Raw genomic sequence first — 19,902 nt, forward strand, 5'->3', positions numbered from 1 at the left:
CGCCATGTCCACCAAACGACTGCTGCTGCTGTGCGGGGATTTCGTCGAGGATTACGAGATCATGGTGCCCTTCCAGGCCCTGCAGGCGGTGGGCTATCGGGTCGATGCGGTCTGCCCCGACAAGGTCGCCGGCGACAGCGTGGCCACCGCCATCCATGATTTCGAAGGCGACCAGACCTATACCGAGAAGCCCGGCCACCGCTTTGCCCTCAATGCGGATTTCGCCGGCGTCACGCCGGACGATTACGACGGCCTGGTGATTCCCGGTGGCCGCGCCCCGGAGTACCTGCGCCTGAATGACAAGGTCATTGCCCTGGTGCGTCACTTCTTCGACGCCGACAAGCCGGTGGCGGCGATCTGTCACGGCGCCCAGCTACTGGCCGCCGCCGGGGTGCTGGAGGGGCGCCGCTGCGCCGCCTACCCGGCCTGCCGGCCCGAGGTGGAGCTCGCCGGCGGTCACTATGCCGATATCGCCGTGGATGCCGCCGTCACCGATGGCCGCCTGGTCACCGCTCCGGCCTGGCCGGCACATCCCGCCTGGCTGGCGCAATTCATGGCCGTGCTGGGGGCACGGCTCGAAGTCTAGGCTCCCGATATGCTCGGACCGGGAGTACCCTGGTGTTCCCGGTCATTTAGCATGGGAGCAGACAATCATGTGTCGACTCTTTATCGGTGCCGAGCCGAGCCTATGGGAGGCGCAGACCCGATCGCTGCGCCTGGAGGGGATCTCCACCAGCGTGCGCCTGGAGCGCTTCTACTGGGAGGTGCTGGAGGAGATCGCCCACCGCGATGGTCATAGCCTGGCCCGACTGATCGGCCGGCTCGCGCGGGAGTGCGACGAAGCCGGTCACGACCAGGGCAGTTTCGCCTCCTTCCTGCGCGTCTGCTGTGGGCGCTACCAGGCTTTGCGGCTGGCCGGAGAGATTCCCGCCGAAGGGGCCATCGCCGACCTGGATGCCGAGGCGATCCTCGCCCGGGAACGCCAACGCAGAAGGCCCGTGCGGCAAGGCGCCGGGACCTGACCGATTGGGCCGCCCCTTTGCCAACTGTCTGACCAACAGGATTATCCGCGATGAGTCGGGGCTTAGGCGGCGGCCCGCTCGGCGACCTCGTAGATGCGATTGAGCATGGCGTGCAGGCCGTTGCTGCGGGTCGGTGACAGGTGCTTGTCGAGCCCCAGGGCGGCGAGGAAGTCGGGCCGGGTGTCGCGGATCTCCGCCGGCGGGCGGTCGCTGTAGATGCGCAGCAGCACGGCGATCAGCCCCGAGACGATGGCGGCGTCGGAGATGGCATCGAAGTGCAGGCGCCCTGCCTCCAGGCGGTGACGCATCCACACATTGGACTGGCAGCCCTGGATCTTGTGCTCGTCGCATTTCCACTCGTCGGGGAAATCCGGCAGCTGCTTGCCCAGGTCGATGATGTACTGGTAGCGATCCATCCAGTTATCGAACAGTTCGAACTCTTCCAGCAGCTCCTGCTGCGCCTGCTCGGCGGTGGTGTCGATGCTCATGAAAACTCCTCGCTGGTAATGGCCCCATTATACAGGCTCCCTCCCCGGCTCGTCCGCCCCGCCGCTTCTCTCGTCCGCGCCTCCCTGGTTGGGATAGGCTGGCTGCTCTTCCCATTCGCCCGCCTCGTCTGCCCTGTCCTATGGCTCCGTTGCCGACCCCAGGCCATGACGCGCCTGCTGGCGATGCCACTCCTCGGCCTCGGCATGCAAGTAGCGGGCGGTGGTATCGAGCCGGGCATGACGCGCCGTGGCCGCCAGATAGCGCAGCTCGACTCCTGCCTGGGCCTGATGGGTCAGGGCGGTGTGACGCAGCCAGTGGGGGGTGGCGCGACGCAGCTGGCGGGCCCTCAGGGCATCGCCCAGTGCCTCCAGGGCCTCGGCCCCCGCGGCGAAGCTCTCGCGGATCAGCCGGTAGAGGCGGTTGTCACCCAGGCCGCGGCGCCCGTCCAGGCTGCGCAGTAACGGCTCGTCCTCCTCCGGCAGCGGCTCGGGGGGCAGGCCCAGTTCCTCTCGCCAGTCGCCGAGCAGGACGAGCATATCCGGTGGCACCGGAATCAGTGCCCGCTTGCTCCCCTTGCCGATCACTTCCCACCACCAGCGCCCCTCCCGGCGCCGGAAATCGCCCATGCGGGCGGCGCTTATCTCGGCGATCCGCGGGGCCAGCAGGTAGGCGAAGCCGAAGACCAGGCGTCGACGCTGCCACTCGAAGCGCTGACGTGGCGTGGCGGGCTCCGCCGGCGGGCGATTGAGCCACGCCCAGAACCACTCCCAGAGGGGGCGCTCCAGGTAACGCTCGATGCTGGTCTGGCGATTGTCCAGGCGGCGGCGCTTGTCGCGCATCAGCCGAAAGGGGTTATGGGCGACCCAGCCCGCCTCCGCCAGCCAGGCGAAGAGTCCCTGGAGGATCACCAGGCTCTGGCGGCGACTGGCCGGCGACAAGGGGCCGCGAAAGGGGCGCCATTCGGGCGAACGCCGCGAGCGCGGCGGGCCGATCCACGCCTCCCGGGGGCGCGGGTCGCCGAGGAAGGCCTCGAAGGCGTCGAGATGCTCCCGGCGCACCTGGCCAAGCCGCAGCCCCTGCCGATCGAGCCACAGCAGCAGCCGCTCCGCCTCGCGGCGATAGGCCCGCCAGGTCTGGGGGCTGGCGCGGTATTCGTTCAGCCACAGGCCCACCGCCTCGATATCGCTCTCGGCGCCGATATGCACGCCCCCAGGAACGCTCGTCGAGACGCCTTCGGGCGCCTCGGAAAGCACTTCCCCGGCCCGGGTAAGCGACTCCAGGGCAAGCATCGCCTCCCCTGCCCCGGGCATTTCCCCGTCGTGTTCCAGCACGCTTTCTCGCTCCCTGCCGATGGTGTGGCACTTGGCCGGCCAAGTATCCCCGCATAAGGGAAAGAAAATCAAGATAAGCCGCGTAATCATGATTTTATTCCTTGTTGAATAAATAAAATTACGCATTACGTAATATGTAAAAGAGCTTCCCAAGCCCCCGGCGAGACGCTAAGCTGCGCCCAGGCCGTCCCAGGCGGCGCCCGGAATCGACAGGAGAGACGAGATGGCACGAAGCGGCGTGCAGTACGAGGATGTGCAGCGGGCCATCGACACCCTGCTGCAGCGCCAGGAGACCCCCAGCGTTCAGAAGGTGCGGGAGGTGTTGGGCACCGGCAGCTTTACCACCATCAGCGATCATCTGCGGGAGTGGCGCGCCCGCCGCGAGACCAATCGCGACACCCCGCCCACCCAGGCCCTGCCCGAGGTCCTGCAGCGCGGCATGGCGGAGCTCTGGAGCGAGGCCCAGGAGAGCGCCAATCAGGCCCTGAGCCATTACCGGGAGGAAGCGGATCGGCGCGTGGCCGAGGCCCGGGAGGCGGCGGGTCAGGCACGTCGGGAGGCGGAGGATGCCGCCCAGCGGGAATCGACCCTGGCCGAGCAGCTCAATCGCGCCCTGGCACGCCTGGAAGAACTGGGCGCCCAGGCCGCGCGGCTGGAAGCCGAGCGGGATCAGGCCCGGCTAGCCGAGCAGCGGTCGGGCAGTGAGCGGGAGGAGTGGAAGGCGGAGGCGACCCGCCTGCGTGGGGAGCTCGAGACCCGAGAGGCCGCCCACCAGCAGGCCCTGACCGAACAGGCCGCGGCGCATCGCCGGCAACTGGTTCAGGAGGAGCAGCGCCATGAAGCCGCCGAGTCGCGGCTGATGGCGCTGCTCGACGAGGCGCGTCAGCAGCGTCAGGCCGACGACAAGCAGCACCGCGAACGTCACCAGCGCCTGGAGGCGCGGCTGAGCCGCCTGGACAGCCAACTGGACGAGCAGCGACGGCTCGCCGCCGAGGCGGAGCAGGCGAGGCAGGAGGCACAGCAGCAGGCCGAGCGGTCAGAGCAACAACGGCAGGCCGAAGTTCAGGCCAGGCGCGAAGGGGAGGCGCGCCTCGAGGCCCTGCTGGCGGCCCGCGAGAGCGAGAGCGCGGCCCTCAAGGGGCAGCTAGAAGCCTTGCAAGGCCAACTGACGGCGCTTCAGGCGCGACTGGCCGAGGACTCCCTGCCGCCCTTCGTCTATTAGGTAGCGGGCGCCGGGAGTAAGGTGGCGTATAACGCAACAAGGCCGCCCGAGGGCGGCCTTGCCGGAGGTGACTAGTCGACCACCTTAGCGATAGTAGGCCTGGCTGGTATCCGTATGGTCGGTCACGTCACGGATCCCAGCGAGCTCGGGAATGCGCTCGAGCAGGGTCTTCTCGACACCTTCCTTGAGGGTCAGGTCCACGGCGGCGCAGCCCTGGCAGCCGCCACCGAAGGCCAGTACCGCCACCTTCTCCTCGGTAAGCTCGACCAGCTTGATCTCGCCGCCATGGGCGGCCAGCCCCGGATTGATCTCGCTATAGAGGACGTAGTTGACGCGATCCTCCAGGGGGCTGTCGGCATTGACCTTGGGCATCTTGGCGTTGGGCGCCTTGATGGTCAGCTGCCCGCCCATGCGGTCGGCATTGAAGTCCACCACCGCCTCGTCGAGGAACGCCAGGCTGTGCTTGTCCAGGTAGACGCGAATCTTATCGAGCTCCAGGAGCTCGTCACTGGGCTCCTCCTCGCCGGGGCGGCAGTAGGCCAGGCAGGTCTCGGCATAGGGGGTGCCGGGCTGGGTGATAAAGATGCGCACCGCGATGCCCTCGACATTCTGCTTTTCCAGCAGTTCGGCGAGGTACTCCTGGGCGCTATCGGTAATCTGGATGCTCTGGCTCATGGGGCAAGAATCCTGGTAGGCACGGTCATTATGGGGCCATGGTAAGGAAAACTCCCGGGCGACACAATCCCGAGCTTTTTACTGGGGTATACCCCACCCCCTGCCCGGGACAGCCAGGCTTCTGATAAGATAGCGGGTCGCGCGAGCCCTGGTGGCTTCGCCGCCCGCACAGAAAAAGACGCTGGAACCGCTGGAGACGATCCCCGACCATGGCTGCCCCGAACGCCCGTATCGCCACCCTCCTGGATACCCTGACACGCCGCATCCTGATTCTCGATGGCGGCATGGGCACCATGTTGCAGAACGCCAGCCTCGACGAGAGCGATTTCCGCGGCACCCGCTTCGCCGACTGGCCCAGCGACCTCAAGGGCAATAACGACCTGCTGGCGCTGACCTGCCCCGACCTGGTGGGCCGTATCCACCGGGAGTACCTGGAGGCCGGCGCCGAGATCGTCGAGACCAACACCTTCAACAGCACCCGCCTCTCCCAGGCCGACTACGGCATGGAAGACCTGGTCCCCGAGCTCAACCGCGAGTCGGCGCGCCTGGCCCGCCAGGTCTGCGATGCCGTGGCCGCGGAGACCGGGGTGCCCCGCTATGTGGCCGGGGTGCTGGGGCCCACCTCGCGCACCGCCTCCCTGTCGCCGGACGTCAATGACCCGGCCAAGCGCAATGTCACCTTCGACCAGCTGCGCGAGAACTACCTGGAGGCCGCCGAGGCCCTGGTGGAGGGCGGCAGCGACCTGATCCTGATCGAGACCATCTTCGATACCCTCAACGCCAAGGCGGCCATCTACGCCCTGGAGGAGCTCTTCGAGGCTCGCGGCGAGCGCCTGCCGGTGATGATCTCCGGGACCATCACCGATGCCTCCGGCCGGACCCTTTCCGGCCAGACCACCGAGGCCTTCTGGAACTCGATCCGCCATGCCCAGCCGCTCTCGGTGGGCCTCAACTGCGCCCTCGGCGCGGAAGAGCTGCGCCCCTACCTGGAAGAGCTCTCCAACAAGGCCGACACCTTCGTCTCCGCCCACCCCAATGCCGGCCTGCCCAACGAGTTCGGCGAATACGACCAGACCCCGGAGGAGATGGCGGCCATCGTCGCCGAGTTCGCCGCCAGCGGCCTGGTCAATATCATCGGCGGCTGCTGCGGCTCGACCCCGGAACATATCCGCGCCATCGCCGAGTCGGTGCGCGAGACCGCTCCCCGGGCGGTGCCGGAGCGCCCCCGGGCCTGTCGCCTCTCGGGGCTGGAGCCCTTCAACATCGAGGCGGACTCGCTGTTCGTCAACGTCGGCGAGCGCACCAATGTCACCGGCTCCGCCCGCTTCAAGCGACTGATCAAGGAGGAGGACTACACCACCGCCCTGGAGGTGGCCCTGGAGCAGGTGGAGAGCGGCGCCCAGGTCATCGATATCAACATGGACGAGGGCATGCTCGAGTCCGAAGAGGCGATGGTGCGCTTCCTCAACCTGATCGCCGGGGAGCCGGATATCGCCCGGGTGCCGATCATGATCGACTCCTCCAAGTGGGAGATCATCGAGGCGGGCCTCAAGTGCGTCCAGGGCAAGGCCGTGGTCAACTCCATCTCCCTCAAGGAGGGCGAGGTCGCCTTCCGCGAGCAGGCCACCAAGTGCCGGCGCTTCGGGGCCGCGGTGGTGGTGATGGCCTTCGACGAGACCGGCCAGGCGGACACCTTCGCCCGCAAGACCGAGATCTGCGAGCGCGCCTATCGGCTGCTGGTGGACGAGATCGGCTTCCCGCCGGAAGACATCATCTTCGACCCCAATATCTTCGCCATCGCCACCGGCATCGAGGAGCATGACAACTACGCCGTGGACTTTATCGAGGCGACCCAGTGGATCAGCGAGCACCTGCCCCACGCCATGGTCTCCGGCGGCGTCTCCAACGTCTCCTTCTCCTTCCGCGGCAACAACCCGGTGCGCGAGGCGATTCACTCAGTGTTCCTCTACCACGCCATTCGCGCCGGCCTGACCATGGGCATCGTCAACGCCGGCCAGTTGGCGGTCTACGATGACCTGCCGGAGGAGCTGCGCGAGGCGGTGGAGGACGTGGTCCTCAACCGTCGCTCCGACGGCACCGAGCGGCTCCTCGACCTGGCCGACAAGTACAAGGGCGACGGCTCCGGCGGCGCCAAGAAGGAAGACCTGGAGTGGCGCTCCTGGTCGGTCAACAAGCGCATCGAGCACGCCCTGGTCAAGGGCATCACCGCCTATATCGAGGAGGACACCGAGGAGGCCCGGGCCGCCGCGGCACGCCCCATCGAGGTGATCGAAGGGCCGCTGATGGACGGCATGAACGTGGTCGGCGACCTCTTCGGCGCCGGCAAGATGTTCCTGCCCCAGGTGGTCAAGTCGGCACGAGTGATGAAGCAGGCGGTGGCCTACCTGATCCCCTTTATCGAGGCGGAGAAGAGCGAGGAGACCCAGGCCAAGGGCAAGATCGTCATGGCCACGGTCAAGGGCGACGTCCACGATATCGGCAAGAACATCGTCGGCGTGGTCCTGCAGTGCAATAACTACGAGGTGATCGACCTGGGCGTGATGGTGCCCGCGGAGAAGATCCTGCAGACCGCCCGGGAAGTGAACGCCGATATCATCGGCCTCTCCGGGCTGATCACCCCGTCGCTGGACGAGATGGTCCACGTGGCCAAGGAGATGCAGCGCCAGGGCTTCGAGCTCCCGCTGCTGATCGGCGGCGCCACCACCTCCAAGGCGCATACCGCGGTGAAGATCGAGCCCGGCTACGAGCATCCGGTGATCTATGTCACCGACGCCTCCCGGGCCGTGGGCGTGGCCGGCAAGCTGCTCTCCCCGGGCCTCAAGGAGGCCTATGTGGCGGAGATCCGCGCCGAATACGAGAAGGTACGCGAACGCAACGCCAAGCGTCGCCCCAAGGCCGCCGACCTCTCCTATGCTGAGGCGCGGGCGCGCAAGTTCGCCATCGACTGGGCCGGCTATACGCCGCCGGCGCCCCGCGCCCCGGGCCTCACCGTCTTCGACGATTACGACCTGGCGGAGCTGGTGGAGCGCATCGACTGGACGCCCTTCTTCATGAGCTGGCAACTGGCCGGCAAGTACCCGAGGATCCTCGAGGACGAGGTAGTCGGCGAGGCGGCCCGCAGCCTCTTCGCCGATGCCCAGAAGATGCTCGCCAAGCTGATCGACGAGAAGCGCATCCAGGCCCGGGGCGTGATCGGCCTGTGGCCGGCCAACAGCGTCGACGACGACGTCATCGAGGTCTACGCGGACGAGTCGCGTAGCGAGGTGGTCGAGCGGCTGCACCATATTCGCCAGCAGATGACCAAGAACCGCGATGGTGTCTGCTACAGCCTGGCAGACTTTATCGCCCCCCGTTATGACGCGAATGGAGAGCCGAGCGGCAAGCCGGACTGGATCGGCGGCTTCGCGGTCACCGCCGGCCACGGGGTGGAGGAACTCAGCAAGGCCTACGAGGCCGCCGGCGACGACTACAACGCCATCCTGGTCCAGGCCCTGGCCGACCGCCTGGCGGAGGCCTTCGCCGAGCGCATCCACGAGCGGGTCCGCAAGGAGTACTGGGGCTATGTGCCCGAGGAGACCCTCGACAACGAGGCGCTGATCGCCGAGCAGTACCAGGGCATCCGCCCGGCGCCGGGCTACCCCGCCTGCCCCGACCATACCGAGAAGGCGACCCTCTTCCGCCTGCTCGAGGCCGAGACCCACAGCGGCCTGGCCCTCACCGAGAACTTCGCCATGTGGCCGGCGGCGGCGGTGGCCGGCTGGTACTTCGCCCACCCCCAGTCGAAGTACTTCTCCACTGGCAAGATCACCCGCGACCAGGTCGAGGCACTGGCCGAACGCAAGGCCATGTCGCTTGCCGAGCTGGAGCGCTGGCTGGCGCCGGTGCTCTCCTACGACCCCGCCTGAGCCGCCCGGCCCGGCGACTCTTGAGTCGCCGGGCCGCTCAGCCGACGAGAGCCGATGCTTCCCGAGTCGACCCGCCGCCAGACCATCCTGCGCCTCGCCCTGCCGATCATCGCCGGTATGCTCTCCCAGAGCCTGCTCAACCTGATCGACGCCGCCCTGGTGGGCAGCCTCGGCGAGGCGCCCCTGGCCGGCGTCGGCATCGGCGGCTATGCGATCTTCCTGATCACCGCCGTGGTCTTCGGCCTCTCCTCCGGGGTCCAGGCCCAGACCGCCCGGCGCCACGGCGAGGGGGACTGGGGCGGTCGCGCCCATCCCCTGGGGGCGGGCCTGCTGATCGCCCTGCTGGTGGCCGGCCCCCTGACACTGCTCTGTTTCTGGCAGGCCCCCCGGCTGCTGGGGTGGATCAACCAGGAGGTGGCCGTGCACGCCGAGGCGGTGAGCTACTTCCGCTGGCGAGTGCTCTCCCTGGTGCCGGTGGCGATGATCTTCTGCTTTCGCGGCTACTGGAACGGCATCCAGCGCACCGGCATCTACCTGCGCATCATCCTGGCGATGCATGCGGTCAATGTGCTGGCCAGTATCGGCCTGATCTTCGGCCACTGGGGATTGCCGCGCCTGGAGGCCGCCGGCGCCGGCGCCGGTACCACCGCCTCGCTGCTGATGGGCGTGGCCCTCTGGGCATGGGTCAGCCGCCGACATCTGGGGCCTCGCGTCGGCCCCCGGCGCTGGCCCCGGCCGGCCATCCTGGCCACCACCCTGCGCCTGGCCACCCCCCACTCCTTCCAGCAACTGTGGTTCGCGGCGGGCTATGCGGTGCTGTTCTGGATCCTCGGTCAGCTCGACACCGCCAGCGTAGCGGTGGGCCATGTGCTGGTGAACCTGTCGCTATTGCTGATCCTGCCCGGGATCGGCCTGGGCCTGGCCGCCCTCAGCCTGGTGGGCCAGGCCATGGGCCGCGAGGCCCTCGGAGACGCCCATCGCTGGGGCTGGGACGTGGTGCGCCTGGCCTGGCCCTGCCTGGCGACCCTGGCCCTGCCCATGCTGCTGTTCCCCGAGGCGGTGCTGTCGCTCTTCCTGCATGACCCGGCGCTGATCGACATGGGCCGGCTGCCCCTGCGGCTGACCGCCCTGATGATCGTGCTGGATGCCGCCGCCCTGGTCCTGGGCCAGGCGTTACTGGGGGCCGGGGCCAACCGCACCGTGATGACCCTGACCCTGGCCACCCAGTGGCTGGTCTTCCTGCCCCTGGCCTGGTGGGTCGGGGTGGTGCTGGAGCAGGGACTGATCGGCATCTGGTGGGTGCAGCTCGGCTATCGCTGCTTCAATTCGGCCTGCTTCGCGCTGATCTGGCAACGACGACGCTGGCAGCGCCTGGTGATCTAGTGGCCCCGGCTCCCTTTAATAACTCTTTAATAAAATTCTATGATCATTTATTCTTTCATAGAATAAAGAGAGAGGAGTAAGGTGCCAGCACAAGGCACCCTATTTTTGGCCCCGACTAGCAGGACACCCCTGAATGTATCGGTACGACACCTACGATCAGACGCTCGTCGACGAACGCGTCGCCCAGTTCCGTGACCAGATGGCGCGCCACCTGGCCGGGCGTCTGCCGGAAGAGGAATTCCGCCCGCTGCGCCTGCAGAACGGGCTCTATATCCAGAAGCATGCGCCCATGCTGCGCATCGCCATCCCCTACGGCATGCTCTCCGCGACCCAGCTGCGTCGCCTGGGCGAGATCACCCGCCGCTATGATCGCGGCTATGCCCACTTCACCACCCGCCAGAACCTGCAGCTCAACTGGCCGGCGCTGGAGGACGTGCCGGAGATCCTCGCCGAGCTCGCCGAAGTACAGATGCATGCCATCCAGACCAGCGGCAACTGCATTCGCAACACCACCAGCGACCAGTTCGCCGGCATCGCCCGGGACGAGGTGGAGGATCCCCGCCCCTGGTGCGAGCTGATTCGTCAGTGGTCGACCCTGCACCCGGAATTCGCCTTCCTACCGCGCAAGTTCAAGATCGCCGTGACCGGCGCCGCCGCCGACCGGGCCGCCATCCAGGTCCACGATATCGGCCTGCGCCTGTGGCACGACGATCAGGGCGAGCTGCGGGTCAAGGTACTGGCCGGCGGCGGCCTGGGCCGTACGCCGATGATCGGTGACGTGGTACGCGAGGACCTGCCCTGGCAGCACCTGCTGACCTACCTGGAGGCCTGCGTGCGGGTCTACAACCAGTTCGGTCGCCGCGACAACAAGTTCAAGGCGCGCATCAAGATCCTGGTCAAGGCCCTGGGCATCGAGGAGTTCCGCCGTCGTGTCGACGCCGAGTGGGCTCACCTCAAGGATGGTCCCCAGACCCTGACCCAGGAGGCCGTGGAGGCCGCCCGCGCCCATTTCGTCGAGCCGGAGCGCCGCCCGGTGGCCGAGGACGCCATCGCCGCCGTCGAGGCACTGCGCGCCGAGAACCGCGCCTTCGGCCGCTTCGTCACCAATAATGTCACCGACCACAAGGTGTCCGGCTATCAGGCGGTCACCCTCTCCCTGAAGCGCCGCGAGCATGCTCCCGGCGACGTGACCGCCGACCAGCTCGACGCCGTGGCGGATCTCGCCGAGCGCTACAGCTTCGGTGAGGTGCGGGTCACCCACGAGCAGAACCTGGTGCTCTCCGACGTACCGGCGGACGAGCTCGAGGCCCTGTGGCGGGAGCTCGACGAACTCGGCATGGCCAATCCCACCGTCGGGACCCTCAACGACATCATCTGCTGCCCCGGCGGCGACTACTGCGGCCTGGCCAATGCGGTGTCGATTCCCATCGCCCAGGCGCTGCAGGAGCGCTTCGAGGATCTCGACTTCCTCTACGATCTGGGCCCCCTGGACCTCAATATCTCCGGCTGCATGAACGCCTGTGGTCACCACCACGTGGGGCATATCGGCATCCTCGGCGTCGACAAGAAGGGCGAGGAGTACTACCAGATCTCGCTGGGGGGCAACGCCAGCGACGACGCCTCCCTGGGCAAGATCCTCGGCCCCTCCTTCTTCCGCGAGGACGTGCCGGAGGTGATCGACAAGGTGCTCAAGGTCTTCGTCGAGCGTCGCCACGATGACGAGACCTTCCTGGACACCTATCGCCGTATCGGTCTCAAGCCCTTCAAGGAGCGGGTCTATGCCTGACACTCAACTCGAGCACGCCCAGACCCTGATCAAGCTGGGTCAACCGGAACAGGATGACTGGGCCCTGTCCCGCCATGCCGAGGCCCTGCCGACCCGGCGCCCGGTGATCGTGCCCCTGGCCCTGTGGCTGGACGCCGCCGCCGACGAGGGCCTGGCCCCCTGGCTGCCCAGCGACACCGAGCTGACGCCGGAGCTGGCCGAGCGCCTGGCGCCGGCGCCGCTGATCGCCATCGACTTCCCGGCCTTCACCGACGGCCGCGGTTACAGCCTGGCGCGGCTGCTGCGCGAGCGTTACGGCTATGATGGCGAGGTGCGCGCCATCGGCGATGTGCTGGTGGATCAGCTCTACTATATGAGCCGCTGCGGCTTCGACGCCCTGGCCCTGCGCGAGGATCAGCACCTGGACGATGCCCTGCGTGCCCTGGGGGCCTTCAGCGTCAGCTACCAGCCGGCGGTGGACAGCCAGGAGGCGCTCTTCGAGCGCCGCCTGCGGGAGAACGGCGGCGCCTGAGCGAGTTCAGGCAATGCCAGACGCGACATGGCCCCGGCACTTGCCGGGGCCATGTCGTTGGTGGTCAGCGCCTTAACCGCGGCGCTTCTGCTGCCGCTCCCGGTTGGCGGCCCGGGCCCGCTCACTCTTGCGCAACAGCACATAGGTGGCCCCCAGTCCCCCATGCTGCGGCTGGGCGGAGGCGAAGGCCTGTACCGAAGCGAACTGGCGTAGCCACTTGTCGAGGTAGGCGCGGCGCAGGTTGGCGGGGCTGTCATCGCGTTGTCCCCGGCCATGCACGATCAGCAGGCAGCGCAGGTCGTGGGCCTCGGCATCGCGAATAAAACCGAACAGCTCCCGGCGACAGCGTTCCAGGGGGACCTTGATCAGGTGCAACTGCGCCTGTGACGCATAGCCGCCCTGGCGCAGGCGATCCATGACCCCGGTCTGGATGCCATCCCCGCGATAGTTCAGTGGATCCCAGGCACCCAGTGGCTCGACGAAGTCGTCGGTGAGGAAGTTGCTCTCCTCCCCGGCCGCCTCGGCGTCGCGACGCCGAGCCAACTGTGCCTCGCTGGGCGGGCGGCGACGGTGTCCCGGGTCGGCACGCCCCTGACCACGGCGCAGCGGCTCCACGTCCCCTATCAGATGGCGAAAATCTTCGGTTTCCTGACCCATGGCGATTGCCTCCTTGAGACCCGATCCCTATGGTAACCCCCGTGGGGAGTCCCTTGTCACCCTCCTGCCTCACGAGACGATTCCATGCCGCTACGCTATCTGCTGACCGGACTCCTGGGTCTGCCACTGCTGGTCACGGGGTATCTCTGGTGGACGCTGTTGAGCCCCTTCGGTTACGCCCCACCACAGGATCTGGCGCCGATCGCCGCCGGCGAGCACCGGGTCTTCGTCTATGGCACCTTGCGCCACGCGCCGCTGCGCTGGCTGATCTATGGACGCAGTGGCGATCCCGCGCCGGCCCGCCTGCCTGGCTATCGGCGCGATGGGCTCGATATCCACCGCGATGCCGATGCCGGCGTCGAGGGGCTCGTGCTGCGTGTCGATGCCGAGGAGCTGGCGCGGCTCGATCGCTACGAGCGGCTGGGAATTCGCTATGAGCGGATCGCCCTGCCCCTCGCCGATGGCAGGCCTGCCTGGGTCTATCGACGACTCGACTAGCCCGAGGCCGTGGGGATGGTGTGGCGGCAAACAAGATAACGGTATAAATGAGGGGTTCTTCCATATCGGTGCCTTGTGAGGGTCCGAGCCCCTCCCTACAATAGCCGCCAACCCACTGATTCCCTTGCGAGGCCATCACCGATGATCACCCTCTATCACAATCCCCGCTGCTCCAAGTCCCGGGAAGCCCTGGCGTTGCTGGAGGCCCGCGGCGTCGAGTTTCGGGTCCATCGCTACCTGGACGATCCCCTGGATGCTCAGGCCCTGCGCGAGCTGGCCGGACGAGTCGATGATGCCGGTGCCCTGCTGCGCAGCAACGAGGCCGAATGGAAGGCCCTGGGCCAGGAGGCCAGCGATCTCGAGACGGTGATCGCCGCCATCGCCGAGACTCCCAAGCTGATGCAGCGTCCCATCGCCGATCGTGGCGATAGAGCCATCATCGGCCGTCCCCCCGAAGCGATCCTCGCCCTGCTCGACTGATCGCCCCTCGCCGTCATTTCCTGTATGCGGAGTCCCGATGCCTGACACCCTCCCCTATGTGCTGATCCTCTACTATTCCCGCCAGGGTGCCACCCGCGCCCTGGCCGAGCAGATCGCCGCCGGCGTGGAGTCCCGGTCGGGCATCACCGCCCGCCTCAGGACCGTGCCGCCGGTCTCACCCACCTGCGAGGCGGTAGCCCCCGAGATCCCCGACGAGGGCGCCGTCTACGCCAGCCTGGACGACCTGCGCCACTGCACCGCCCTGGCGCTGGGCAGCCCGACCCGCTTCGGCAATATGGCCGCTCCCCTCAAGCATTTCATCGATACCACCAGCGAGCTGTGGGTCGGCGGGGCCCTGATCGACAAGCCGGCCACCGCCTTCACCTCCACATCCAGCCTGCACGGCGGTCAGGAGAGCACCCTGATCACCATGCTGCTGCCGCTGCTGCACCATGGCATGGTCTATGCCGGCCTCCCGTATAGCGAGACCGAGCTCTACACCACTACCGCCGGGGGCACCCCCTATGGCGCCAGTCATCTGGCCGGCCAGCGCAGCGACCGTCCCCTCGACGAGGCGGAGCGTAACCTCGCCTTTGCCCAGGGGCGCCGCCTGGCCCGCCTCGCCCTGGCCCTGGAGGGTGCCCGATGAGACGCGCCCTGGAACATTGGGAAGCCCGCCGCGGCCTGGATCACCTGACCCGTGGCAGTCGCCGCCTGGTACTGGGCAGCTTCGCCGTCCTGGCCCTGCTGCTGGCCCTGGCCGGCTGGCGGCTGCAGGGAGGCAATAGCCCACTCGCCATGCTGATCTATCTGCTGCCACTGCTGCTCTTCCTGCCCAGCCTGATCTCCGGTCGCCCGCGGGGCCACGCCTGGCTCGCCTTCGTCAGCCTGCTCTATTTCATGATGGGCGTGAATATCGCCATCCTGCCGGGATTGGGGGTGCTGGGCCTGGCCATCGTCGTCGCCGCGCTGACGCTGTTCGTCGGCGCCACCGGCTATGCCCGCTTTCGCAGCCGCCAACTACGCGGCCAGGACTAACCCGGAAAAGACACTGATGCTATCCGATATATTCCTTCGATATATCGGATTAGCGCGAGTTTCTCGGGTGATCCATCCAGAAAATACATTAACCACCGTATATAATGGGGTCCTCGCGACGACTCACAGGGAGGTTAGGCGATGCCCCAAGACAGGCCATGGAAATCGGCCTTCTCCACGACCCTGCCGGTCATGTTCGGCTACCTGCCCCTGGGCGCGGCCTATGGCATCCTGGCCATCGACGTGGGGGTGCCGCTATGGGGCGTCCTGCTGATGTCCCTGGTGATCTATGCCGGCGCCGGCCAGTTCCTGGCGGTGGCGCTGCTGGGCGCCGGTGCCGGTCTGCTGGAGCTGGCGGTCGCCACCCTGATGCTCAACTCCCGACATCTCTTCTATGGTCTGTCGCTACTGCAGCCCTTCTCGGGTGCCGGCTGGCGCAAGCCCTACCTGATCTTCGCCCTGACCGATGAGACCTACTCGCTGCTGACCAGCCAGGGCGCCGCCCTGGACCATGCCCAGGCCTTGCGTATCAGTCTGCTCAATCAGCTGTGGTGGGTGCTGGGGTCGGCCCTGGGCGCCGCCATCGGCACGGGCCTCGCCTTCGATAGCCGCGGCATCGAGTTCGCCCTGACCGCGCTGTTTATCGTCCTGACCCTGGAACAGGCCCGGCGCCTGCGCCGGGGCCTGCCCTTCGTGATCGCCCTGCTCTGCGGCCTGGCCGCCCTATTCGTGCTGCCGGAACGTCATCTGCTACTGGGAGCCATCGGCGCCGCCACCCTGCTGCTGCTGGGGCATTACCGCTACTACCGGGAGGCCGACGCATGAGCCTGACCGCCTTGCTGGCCTTTATTGCCGTCTGCGCCCTCGCCACCTTTGCGACACGCTTGCTCCCCTTCGTGGCCCTGGCGCGCCAGGCCGATCATCCATTGATCCTGCATCTGGGCCGCTACCTGCCGCCGGCGGTCATGCTGATCCTGGTGATCTATGCCCTTCGCGACTTTCGCCCCCTGATCGATGGCCGCCTCAATGCGGCGCCGAATGGCTGGCCGATGCTGCTGGCCGCACTGGTGGTGGTCATCCTGCATCACTGGCGGCGTAATGCCCTGCTCTCCATCGTGATCGGCACCGCAAGCTATATGGCCATGGTCCAGTTGGGCTTCCGCCCCTGAGGTTCAGATCACGCCGAGGGGCCGTGATCACCGTAATCGGTACCGTAACCGATATGGTCATGGTCCCGTTGGACCGGAGCCCTTAAGATAGGGGACGACCCCCTGATCGATTCGGCGGCTGTTGAGCTTGCCTCGACAACCAGCGACCCTGTAAGAGACTTCAAGGAGACCACCATGACACGCAATATCGCCGATATCCGTCGCGACTATGAAGGGGGACGGCTGGATACTACGGCAACTCCCGACGTGCCGATGCCCCTGTTCGAGGAGTGGCTGGCCCTGGCACTCGACACCGAAGGCGAGGACGGCAACGCCATGACCCTGGCCACGGTGGACAGCCAAGGGCTGCCTCACGCGCGCATCGTGCTGCTCAAGGGCATCGACGACACGGGCCTGTGCTTCTATACCAACTACCACAGTCACAAGGGCAGCGAGCTGGCCAATGTGCCCCATGCCGCCCTGGTCTTCTGGTGGCCCAAACTGGATCGCCAGGTGCGCATCGAGGGCCCGGTGAGCCAGGTCAGCCCCGAAGAGTCGGATCAATACTTCGCCAGCCGCCCGCGGGGTAGCCAGCTGGGCGCCTGGATCGCCACCCAGAGCGTGGAGATTCCCGACCGGGAGTGGCTGGAGGAGCGTCAGAGTCGCTTCGAGCAGGCCTATGACGGCCAGCCGGTGATGCGCCCGGCCAACTGGGGCGGCTATCGGGTCATCCCCGAGATGATCGAATTCTGGCAGGGACAGCCCAGCCGCCTTCACGACCGGGTGCGCTACAGCCTGCGTGACGGCCAGTGGAGCAAGGTGCGCCTGGCCCCCTGAGGAGCTCACCAGATGTCGACGGCCGCTCCAGGGTGGCCGTCGCGGCTTTTAATCCGGCTGACTCTCCAGGCGATGACGCTGCCACTCGCTGCTCGGCTCATTCAGGCGCAAGGTGGCATCGACCACCTGTTCTTCCATGTTGTAGCGCAGCCGGAAGCCCAGGTGTTTCATCAGCGCCCGCATGGGATGATTGTCCACCATGATCTGCCCCACCATCTCCAGGGTCCCCACCCCCTTGCAGTAGCGAATCATCTTGTTCATCAGCAGGCTGCCCAGGCCCTGTCCCTGGAGGTCATCGCGGATGATGATGGAAAATTCGGTACGAATATTGTCCGGGTCGTTCCAGACCCGCACCACCCCCAGCATCTCCTTGTCGCCGTCCTCGCCATGGCGCTCGGCGATAAAGGCCATCTGCCGATCGTAGTTGATATGCGCCAGCATCGAGAGATCGCGCTGGGTCAGCGACGCCTTGTTGTGGAAGTAGCGAAAGCGGATGCTCTCCTCGGAGAGTTGGGTGTGGAAGCCGGTGATCAGCGGCGCATCCTCGGCGCGGATCGGCCGCACCTCCACCTGCATACCATTGGGCAGGGTCAGCCACTCCCGTAGCTCCTCCGGGTAGGGCATGATGGCGTGACGCGCCGGCGTCCCCAGGTCCATGGCGAAGTCCACCGCCACCATGCCATCGCGATTGAGCACCAGGGGGTTGATCTCCAGCCCCTGCAGCCGCGGCAGGTCGGCGGCCAGCTGGGAGAGCTGCACCAGCAGGCGGCGCAGTCGCTCCAGGTCGCGTTCCGGGTCCCGGGAGTGCTCGCGAATCAGCCGCGCGGCATGGGTGCGCTGAATCAGGTCGTCGGCCAGGGTGATATTGAGCGGCGGCAGCGCCACCTGACGATCCGCCAGGACGTTGACCTTGTAACCGCCGATGCCGAAGAGGATGACCGGGCCGAACACCGGGTCCCGGGTGATGCCGGCACACAGCTGCATGGAGTGCTTGCCACGCTGCATAGGCTGAAGGCAGAACTCGTGGAGCGGGCTGTCGGGGAACTTCTCCGCCACCTTGTCGGCCAGTCGACGCATGCCCTCGGCCACCTGAGCAGGGCTCTCCAGGTCCTGCAACAGGCCGGCGGAGAGCTTGTGGGGATGACGCCGGTAGCGGAAGGGGGTGCAGTTATGGTCATGCACCACCTTCAGGGCCAGGGGCCCCTCGAGCTCGGCGGCCGCCGCCTCGCCCTCCTCCGCCGTGGTGGGATAACGGGACGGCGCCGCCTCGATGCCGTAGGCGGACAGCACCCGGGCGGTTTCGCTATGGCTCAGGCGCCGGCGTCCGGCGTCCCAGGCGCGATCGATCAGCGTCCGGCAACGGTCGCGACTCGCCGCCGAGGTGGTGAAGGGCAGGCTCGGCGGGGTCTCCTGGAGCAGCGCCTGGACCCGCTGATAGTCGACCATATGCATAAAGGCCTTGACCGCCTTCTCCGGCGACATATAGGTGGGCAGCCCCGCCAGGTGGCATTCATGGCGGGCCGCCATGGCCTCCTCCAGGCCCATCCAACTGGTCAGCAGGTTGCGCCGGAAGCGCCTGCGGTTGGCGATCAGCGCCTCGGCGGTGGCCTTGGCCGGCGCCAGCCGGGTCGGCGCATGCACCACCAGCACCGCGTCCACGTTGGCATCGGCGGCCACCAGCGCCAGCGCCTCCACCAGGCGCTCCGGGGTCGCATCGCTGCCCAGGTCCACCGGGTTGCGTCCCGGCAGGGTCATGTCGAAATCCGCCGCCAGCAGCGCCTCGCGGGTCGCATCGGTGAACTCGGCCAGGTGTCCCCCCGCGCTGATCAGCTTGTCGATGGCCAACATCGCCGGCCCCAGGCCATTGGCGACGATGGCCAGGCGGTCGCCGCGCAGCGGCTTCATCCGCGACAGGGTCTCCAGGGCATCGAAGAGCTCATCGGAATCGTTGACCCGGACCACCCCGGCCCGCGCCAGCGCCGCATCGAAGATGACGTCGCGATTGGCCACCCCGGGGGTAGGCAAGAGCCCCGAGAGGTCCGAGGCCGCGGTGCGGCCGCTCTTGATGGCCAGCACCAGGCGATGTCGCGAGGCCTCGCGCAGGGCGGTCATGAAGTGCTGGGCGTCGTGGATGCGCTCCAGGTGCAGCAGCAGCGCCTGGGCCGGGGCGTACTGGTTGATGTAGTCGATCAGGTCGGGGAGCAGCACATCGACGCTGTCGCCCAGGGTCACCAGGTGCGAGAAGCCGATGCCGCGCCCCGCCGCCCAATCGATCATGGCATTGCCCAGCATGCCGGACTGCCCCAGGTAGGCCACCTTCCCGGCCTTGACCGGCTGGCCGGCGTAGGTGGCGTTGAGGCGCCGCCCGGGCACCACGATGCCCATGCACTCCGGACCCAGCACGCGAATCCCCGAGGGACGGGCCGCCGCCAGCATGCGCGTGCGGATCGAGCCCTCGCCGTCGGCGCCGTCGTCGAGGTGGGAGCCCCCCGAGAGCACCAGGGCGGCCTTGACGCCGAAGCTCCCCAGGCGCCGGATCAGCTTGGGCAGGGTCGAAACCGGCGTGCAGATCACCGCGAGATCCGGCACCTCCGGCAGTGCCTCGATCCGCGCCACGCAGGGCTGGCCGTGCACGCCGGCATAGCCCTTGCGATTGACCGCCCAGACCGGCCCCGGGAAGCCGCCCTCCAGCAGGTTGCGGATCACCAATCCGCCCATGGAGTGGGGCTTCTCCGAGGCCCCGACCACTGCCACGCTGCGCGGCTCGAAGAAGTGTCGTAGAAAACGTGTGCTCACCGCTGATTCCCCCGCGTCGCTCAGCCCCCTGTGTACGACTTATTGGCACTGTCATGCAAGGCCGACCCGCGTTTAAGGTGGGGCGTCCCGGCCGGAGCCCACC

Annotated in this window: 19 protein-coding genes; 14 read left to right on the forward strand and 5 right to left on the reverse strand. The window is 67.3% G+C overall.

Annotated features, from left to right (window positions below):
• The first annotated feature begins 4 nt into the window (after window positions 1-4).
• Window positions 5-586, forward strand: coding sequence for a DJ-1/PfpI family protein (locus NFU04_RS01090; RefSeq protein ID WP_251307696.1), 582 nt, complete (start codon window positions 5-7; stop codon window positions 584-586).
• Window positions 587-653: 67 nt separating this feature from the next.
• A complete protein-coding gene (locus tag NFU04_RS01095) occupies window positions 654-1,022 on the forward strand; it encodes a ribbon-helix-helix domain-containing protein (protein WP_251307697.1) in 369 nt (122 codons plus the stop codon).
• 62 nt (window positions 1,023-1,084) lie between these two features.
• Here NFU04_RS01095 and NFU04_RS01100 read toward each other — a convergent pair whose 3' ends face one another.
• Together NFU04_RS01100 and NFU04_RS01105 are read right to left on the reverse strand one after the other, a co-directional pair.
• Window positions 1,085-1,510 carry a SufE family protein gene (locus tag NFU04_RS01100; RefSeq protein ID WP_251307698.1) on the reverse strand — a complete coding sequence of 142 codons (426 nt, stop codon included), beginning with the start codon at window positions 1,508-1,510 and terminating at the stop codon, window positions 1,085-1,087.
• A 138-nt stretch (window positions 1,511-1,648) separates the two neighbouring features.
• The gene (locus tag NFU04_RS01105; protein WP_459382058.1) at window positions 1,649-2,800 is read right to left on the reverse strand and encodes a tyrosine-type recombinase/integrase; all 1,152 of its coding nucleotides are present in this window, start codon (window positions 2,798-2,800) and stop codon (window positions 1,649-1,651) included.
• Window positions 2,801-3,065: 265 nt separating this feature from the next.
• Here NFU04_RS01105 and NFU04_RS16320 point away from each other — a divergent pair, with 265 nt between their 5' ends.
• A complete protein-coding gene (locus tag NFU04_RS16320; RefSeq protein WP_285835100.1) occupies window positions 3,066-4,064 on the forward strand; it encodes a DNA-binding protein in 999 nt (332 codons plus the stop codon).
• 84 nt (window positions 4,065-4,148) lie between these two features.
• Here NFU04_RS16320 and nfuA read toward each other — a convergent pair whose 3' ends face one another.
• Window positions 4,149-4,739 carry a Fe-S biogenesis protein NfuA gene (gene nfuA, locus NFU04_RS01120; RefSeq protein ID WP_251307700.1) on the reverse strand — a complete coding sequence of 197 codons (591 nt, stop codon included), beginning with the start codon at window positions 4,737-4,739 and terminating at the stop codon, window positions 4,149-4,151.
• 209 nt (window positions 4,740-4,948) lie between these two features.
• Here nfuA and metH point away from each other — a divergent pair, with 209 nt between their 5' ends.
• From metH to NFU04_RS01140, 4 genes are all read left to right on the forward strand, one after another.
• A complete protein-coding gene (metH, locus tag NFU04_RS01125) occupies window positions 4,949-8,665 on the forward strand; it encodes a methionine synthase (RefSeq protein WP_251307701.1) in 3,717 nt (1,238 codons plus the stop codon).
• Window positions 8,666-8,719: 54 nt separating this feature from the next.
• Window positions 8,720-10,048: an MATE family efflux transporter gene (locus NFU04_RS01130; RefSeq protein ID WP_251307702.1), complete on the forward strand. Its 1,329-nt coding sequence runs from the start codon at window positions 8,720-8,722 to the stop codon at window positions 10,046-10,048.
• Between the two features lie 133 nt (window positions 10,049-10,181).
• Entirely contained in the window at window positions 10,182-11,834 is a 1,653-nt protein-coding gene (locus tag NFU04_RS01135; RefSeq protein ID WP_251307703.1) for a nitrite/sulfite reductase, read from the forward strand.
• Window positions 11,827-12,345 (forward strand): DUF934 domain-containing protein, encoded by a 519-nt coding sequence (locus NFU04_RS01140; protein ID WP_251307704.1) that lies wholly within the window; start codon window positions 11,827-11,829, stop codon window positions 12,343-12,345. The genes NFU04_RS01135 and NFU04_RS01140 overlap by 8 nt, the downstream gene beginning before the upstream one ends.
• Before the next feature lie 72 nt (window positions 12,346-12,417).
• Here the strand turns inward: NFU04_RS01140 and smrA are convergent, their stop codons facing one another.
• Window positions 12,418-13,002 (reverse strand): DNA endonuclease SmrA, encoded by a 585-nt coding sequence (gene smrA / locus NFU04_RS01145; protein ID WP_251307705.1) that lies wholly within the window; start codon window positions 13,000-13,002, stop codon window positions 12,418-12,420.
• A gap of 84 nt (window positions 13,003-13,086) precedes the next feature.
• Here smrA and NFU04_RS01150 point away from each other — a divergent pair, with 84 nt between their 5' ends.
• The 7 genes from NFU04_RS01150 to pdxH all read left to right on the forward strand — a co-directional run bounded on the left by NFU04_RS01150 (window position 13,087) and on the right by pdxH (window position 17,003).
• Window positions 13,087-13,500 carry a gamma-glutamylcyclotransferase family protein gene (locus NFU04_RS01150; protein WP_251307706.1) on the forward strand — a complete coding sequence of 138 codons (414 nt, stop codon included), beginning with the start codon at window positions 13,087-13,089 and terminating at the stop codon, window positions 13,498-13,500.
• Between the two features lie 141 nt (window positions 13,501-13,641).
• Window positions 13,642-13,980, forward strand: a complete 339-nt coding sequence (locus NFU04_RS01155) for an arsenate reductase family protein (RefSeq protein ID WP_251307707.1) — start codon at window positions 13,642-13,644, stop codon at window positions 13,978-13,980.
• Between the two features lie 37 nt (window positions 13,981-14,017).
• Window positions 14,018-14,629: an NAD(P)H:quinone oxidoreductase gene (gene wrbA / locus NFU04_RS01160; protein WP_251307708.1), complete on the forward strand. Its 612-nt coding sequence runs from the start codon at window positions 14,018-14,020 to the stop codon at window positions 14,627-14,629.
• Entirely contained in the window at window positions 14,626-15,018 is a 393-nt protein-coding gene (locus tag NFU04_RS01165; protein WP_251307709.1) for a DUF2069 domain-containing protein, read from the forward strand. Before wrbA ends, NFU04_RS01165 begins: the two co-directional genes overlap by 4 nt.
• Window positions 15,019-15,159: 141 nt before the next feature.
• A complete protein-coding gene (locus tag NFU04_RS01170) occupies window positions 15,160-15,843 on the forward strand; it encodes an AzlC family ABC transporter permease (RefSeq protein WP_251307710.1) in 684 nt (227 codons plus the stop codon).
• Entirely contained in the window at window positions 15,840-16,187 is a 348-nt protein-coding gene (locus tag NFU04_RS01175) for a branched-chain amino acid transporter permease (protein ID WP_251307711.1), read from the forward strand. Before NFU04_RS01170 ends, NFU04_RS01175 begins: the two co-directional genes overlap by 4 nt.
• Window positions 16,188-16,361: 174 nt before the next feature.
• Window positions 16,362-17,003 carry a pyridoxamine 5'-phosphate oxidase gene (gene pdxH, locus NFU04_RS01180; RefSeq protein WP_251307712.1) on the forward strand — a complete coding sequence of 214 codons (642 nt, stop codon included), beginning with the start codon at window positions 16,362-16,364 and terminating at the stop codon, window positions 17,001-17,003.
• Between the two features lie 48 nt (window positions 17,004-17,051).
• On the opposite strand, the gene NFU04_RS01185 is transcribed toward pdxH, so the two are convergent.
• Window positions 17,052-19,799: a bifunctional acetate--CoA ligase family protein/GNAT family N-acetyltransferase gene (locus tag NFU04_RS01185; RefSeq protein WP_251307713.1), complete on the reverse strand. Its 2,748-nt coding sequence runs from the start codon at window positions 19,797-19,799 to the stop codon at window positions 17,052-17,054.
• Window positions 19,800-19,902: the final 103 nt, after the last annotated feature.

The organism is Halomonas sp. NCCP-2165, assembly GCF_023708045.1.
GTDB lineage: Bacteria > Pseudomonadota > Gammaproteobacteria > Pseudomonadales > Halomonadaceae > Bisbaumannia > Bisbaumannia pacifica.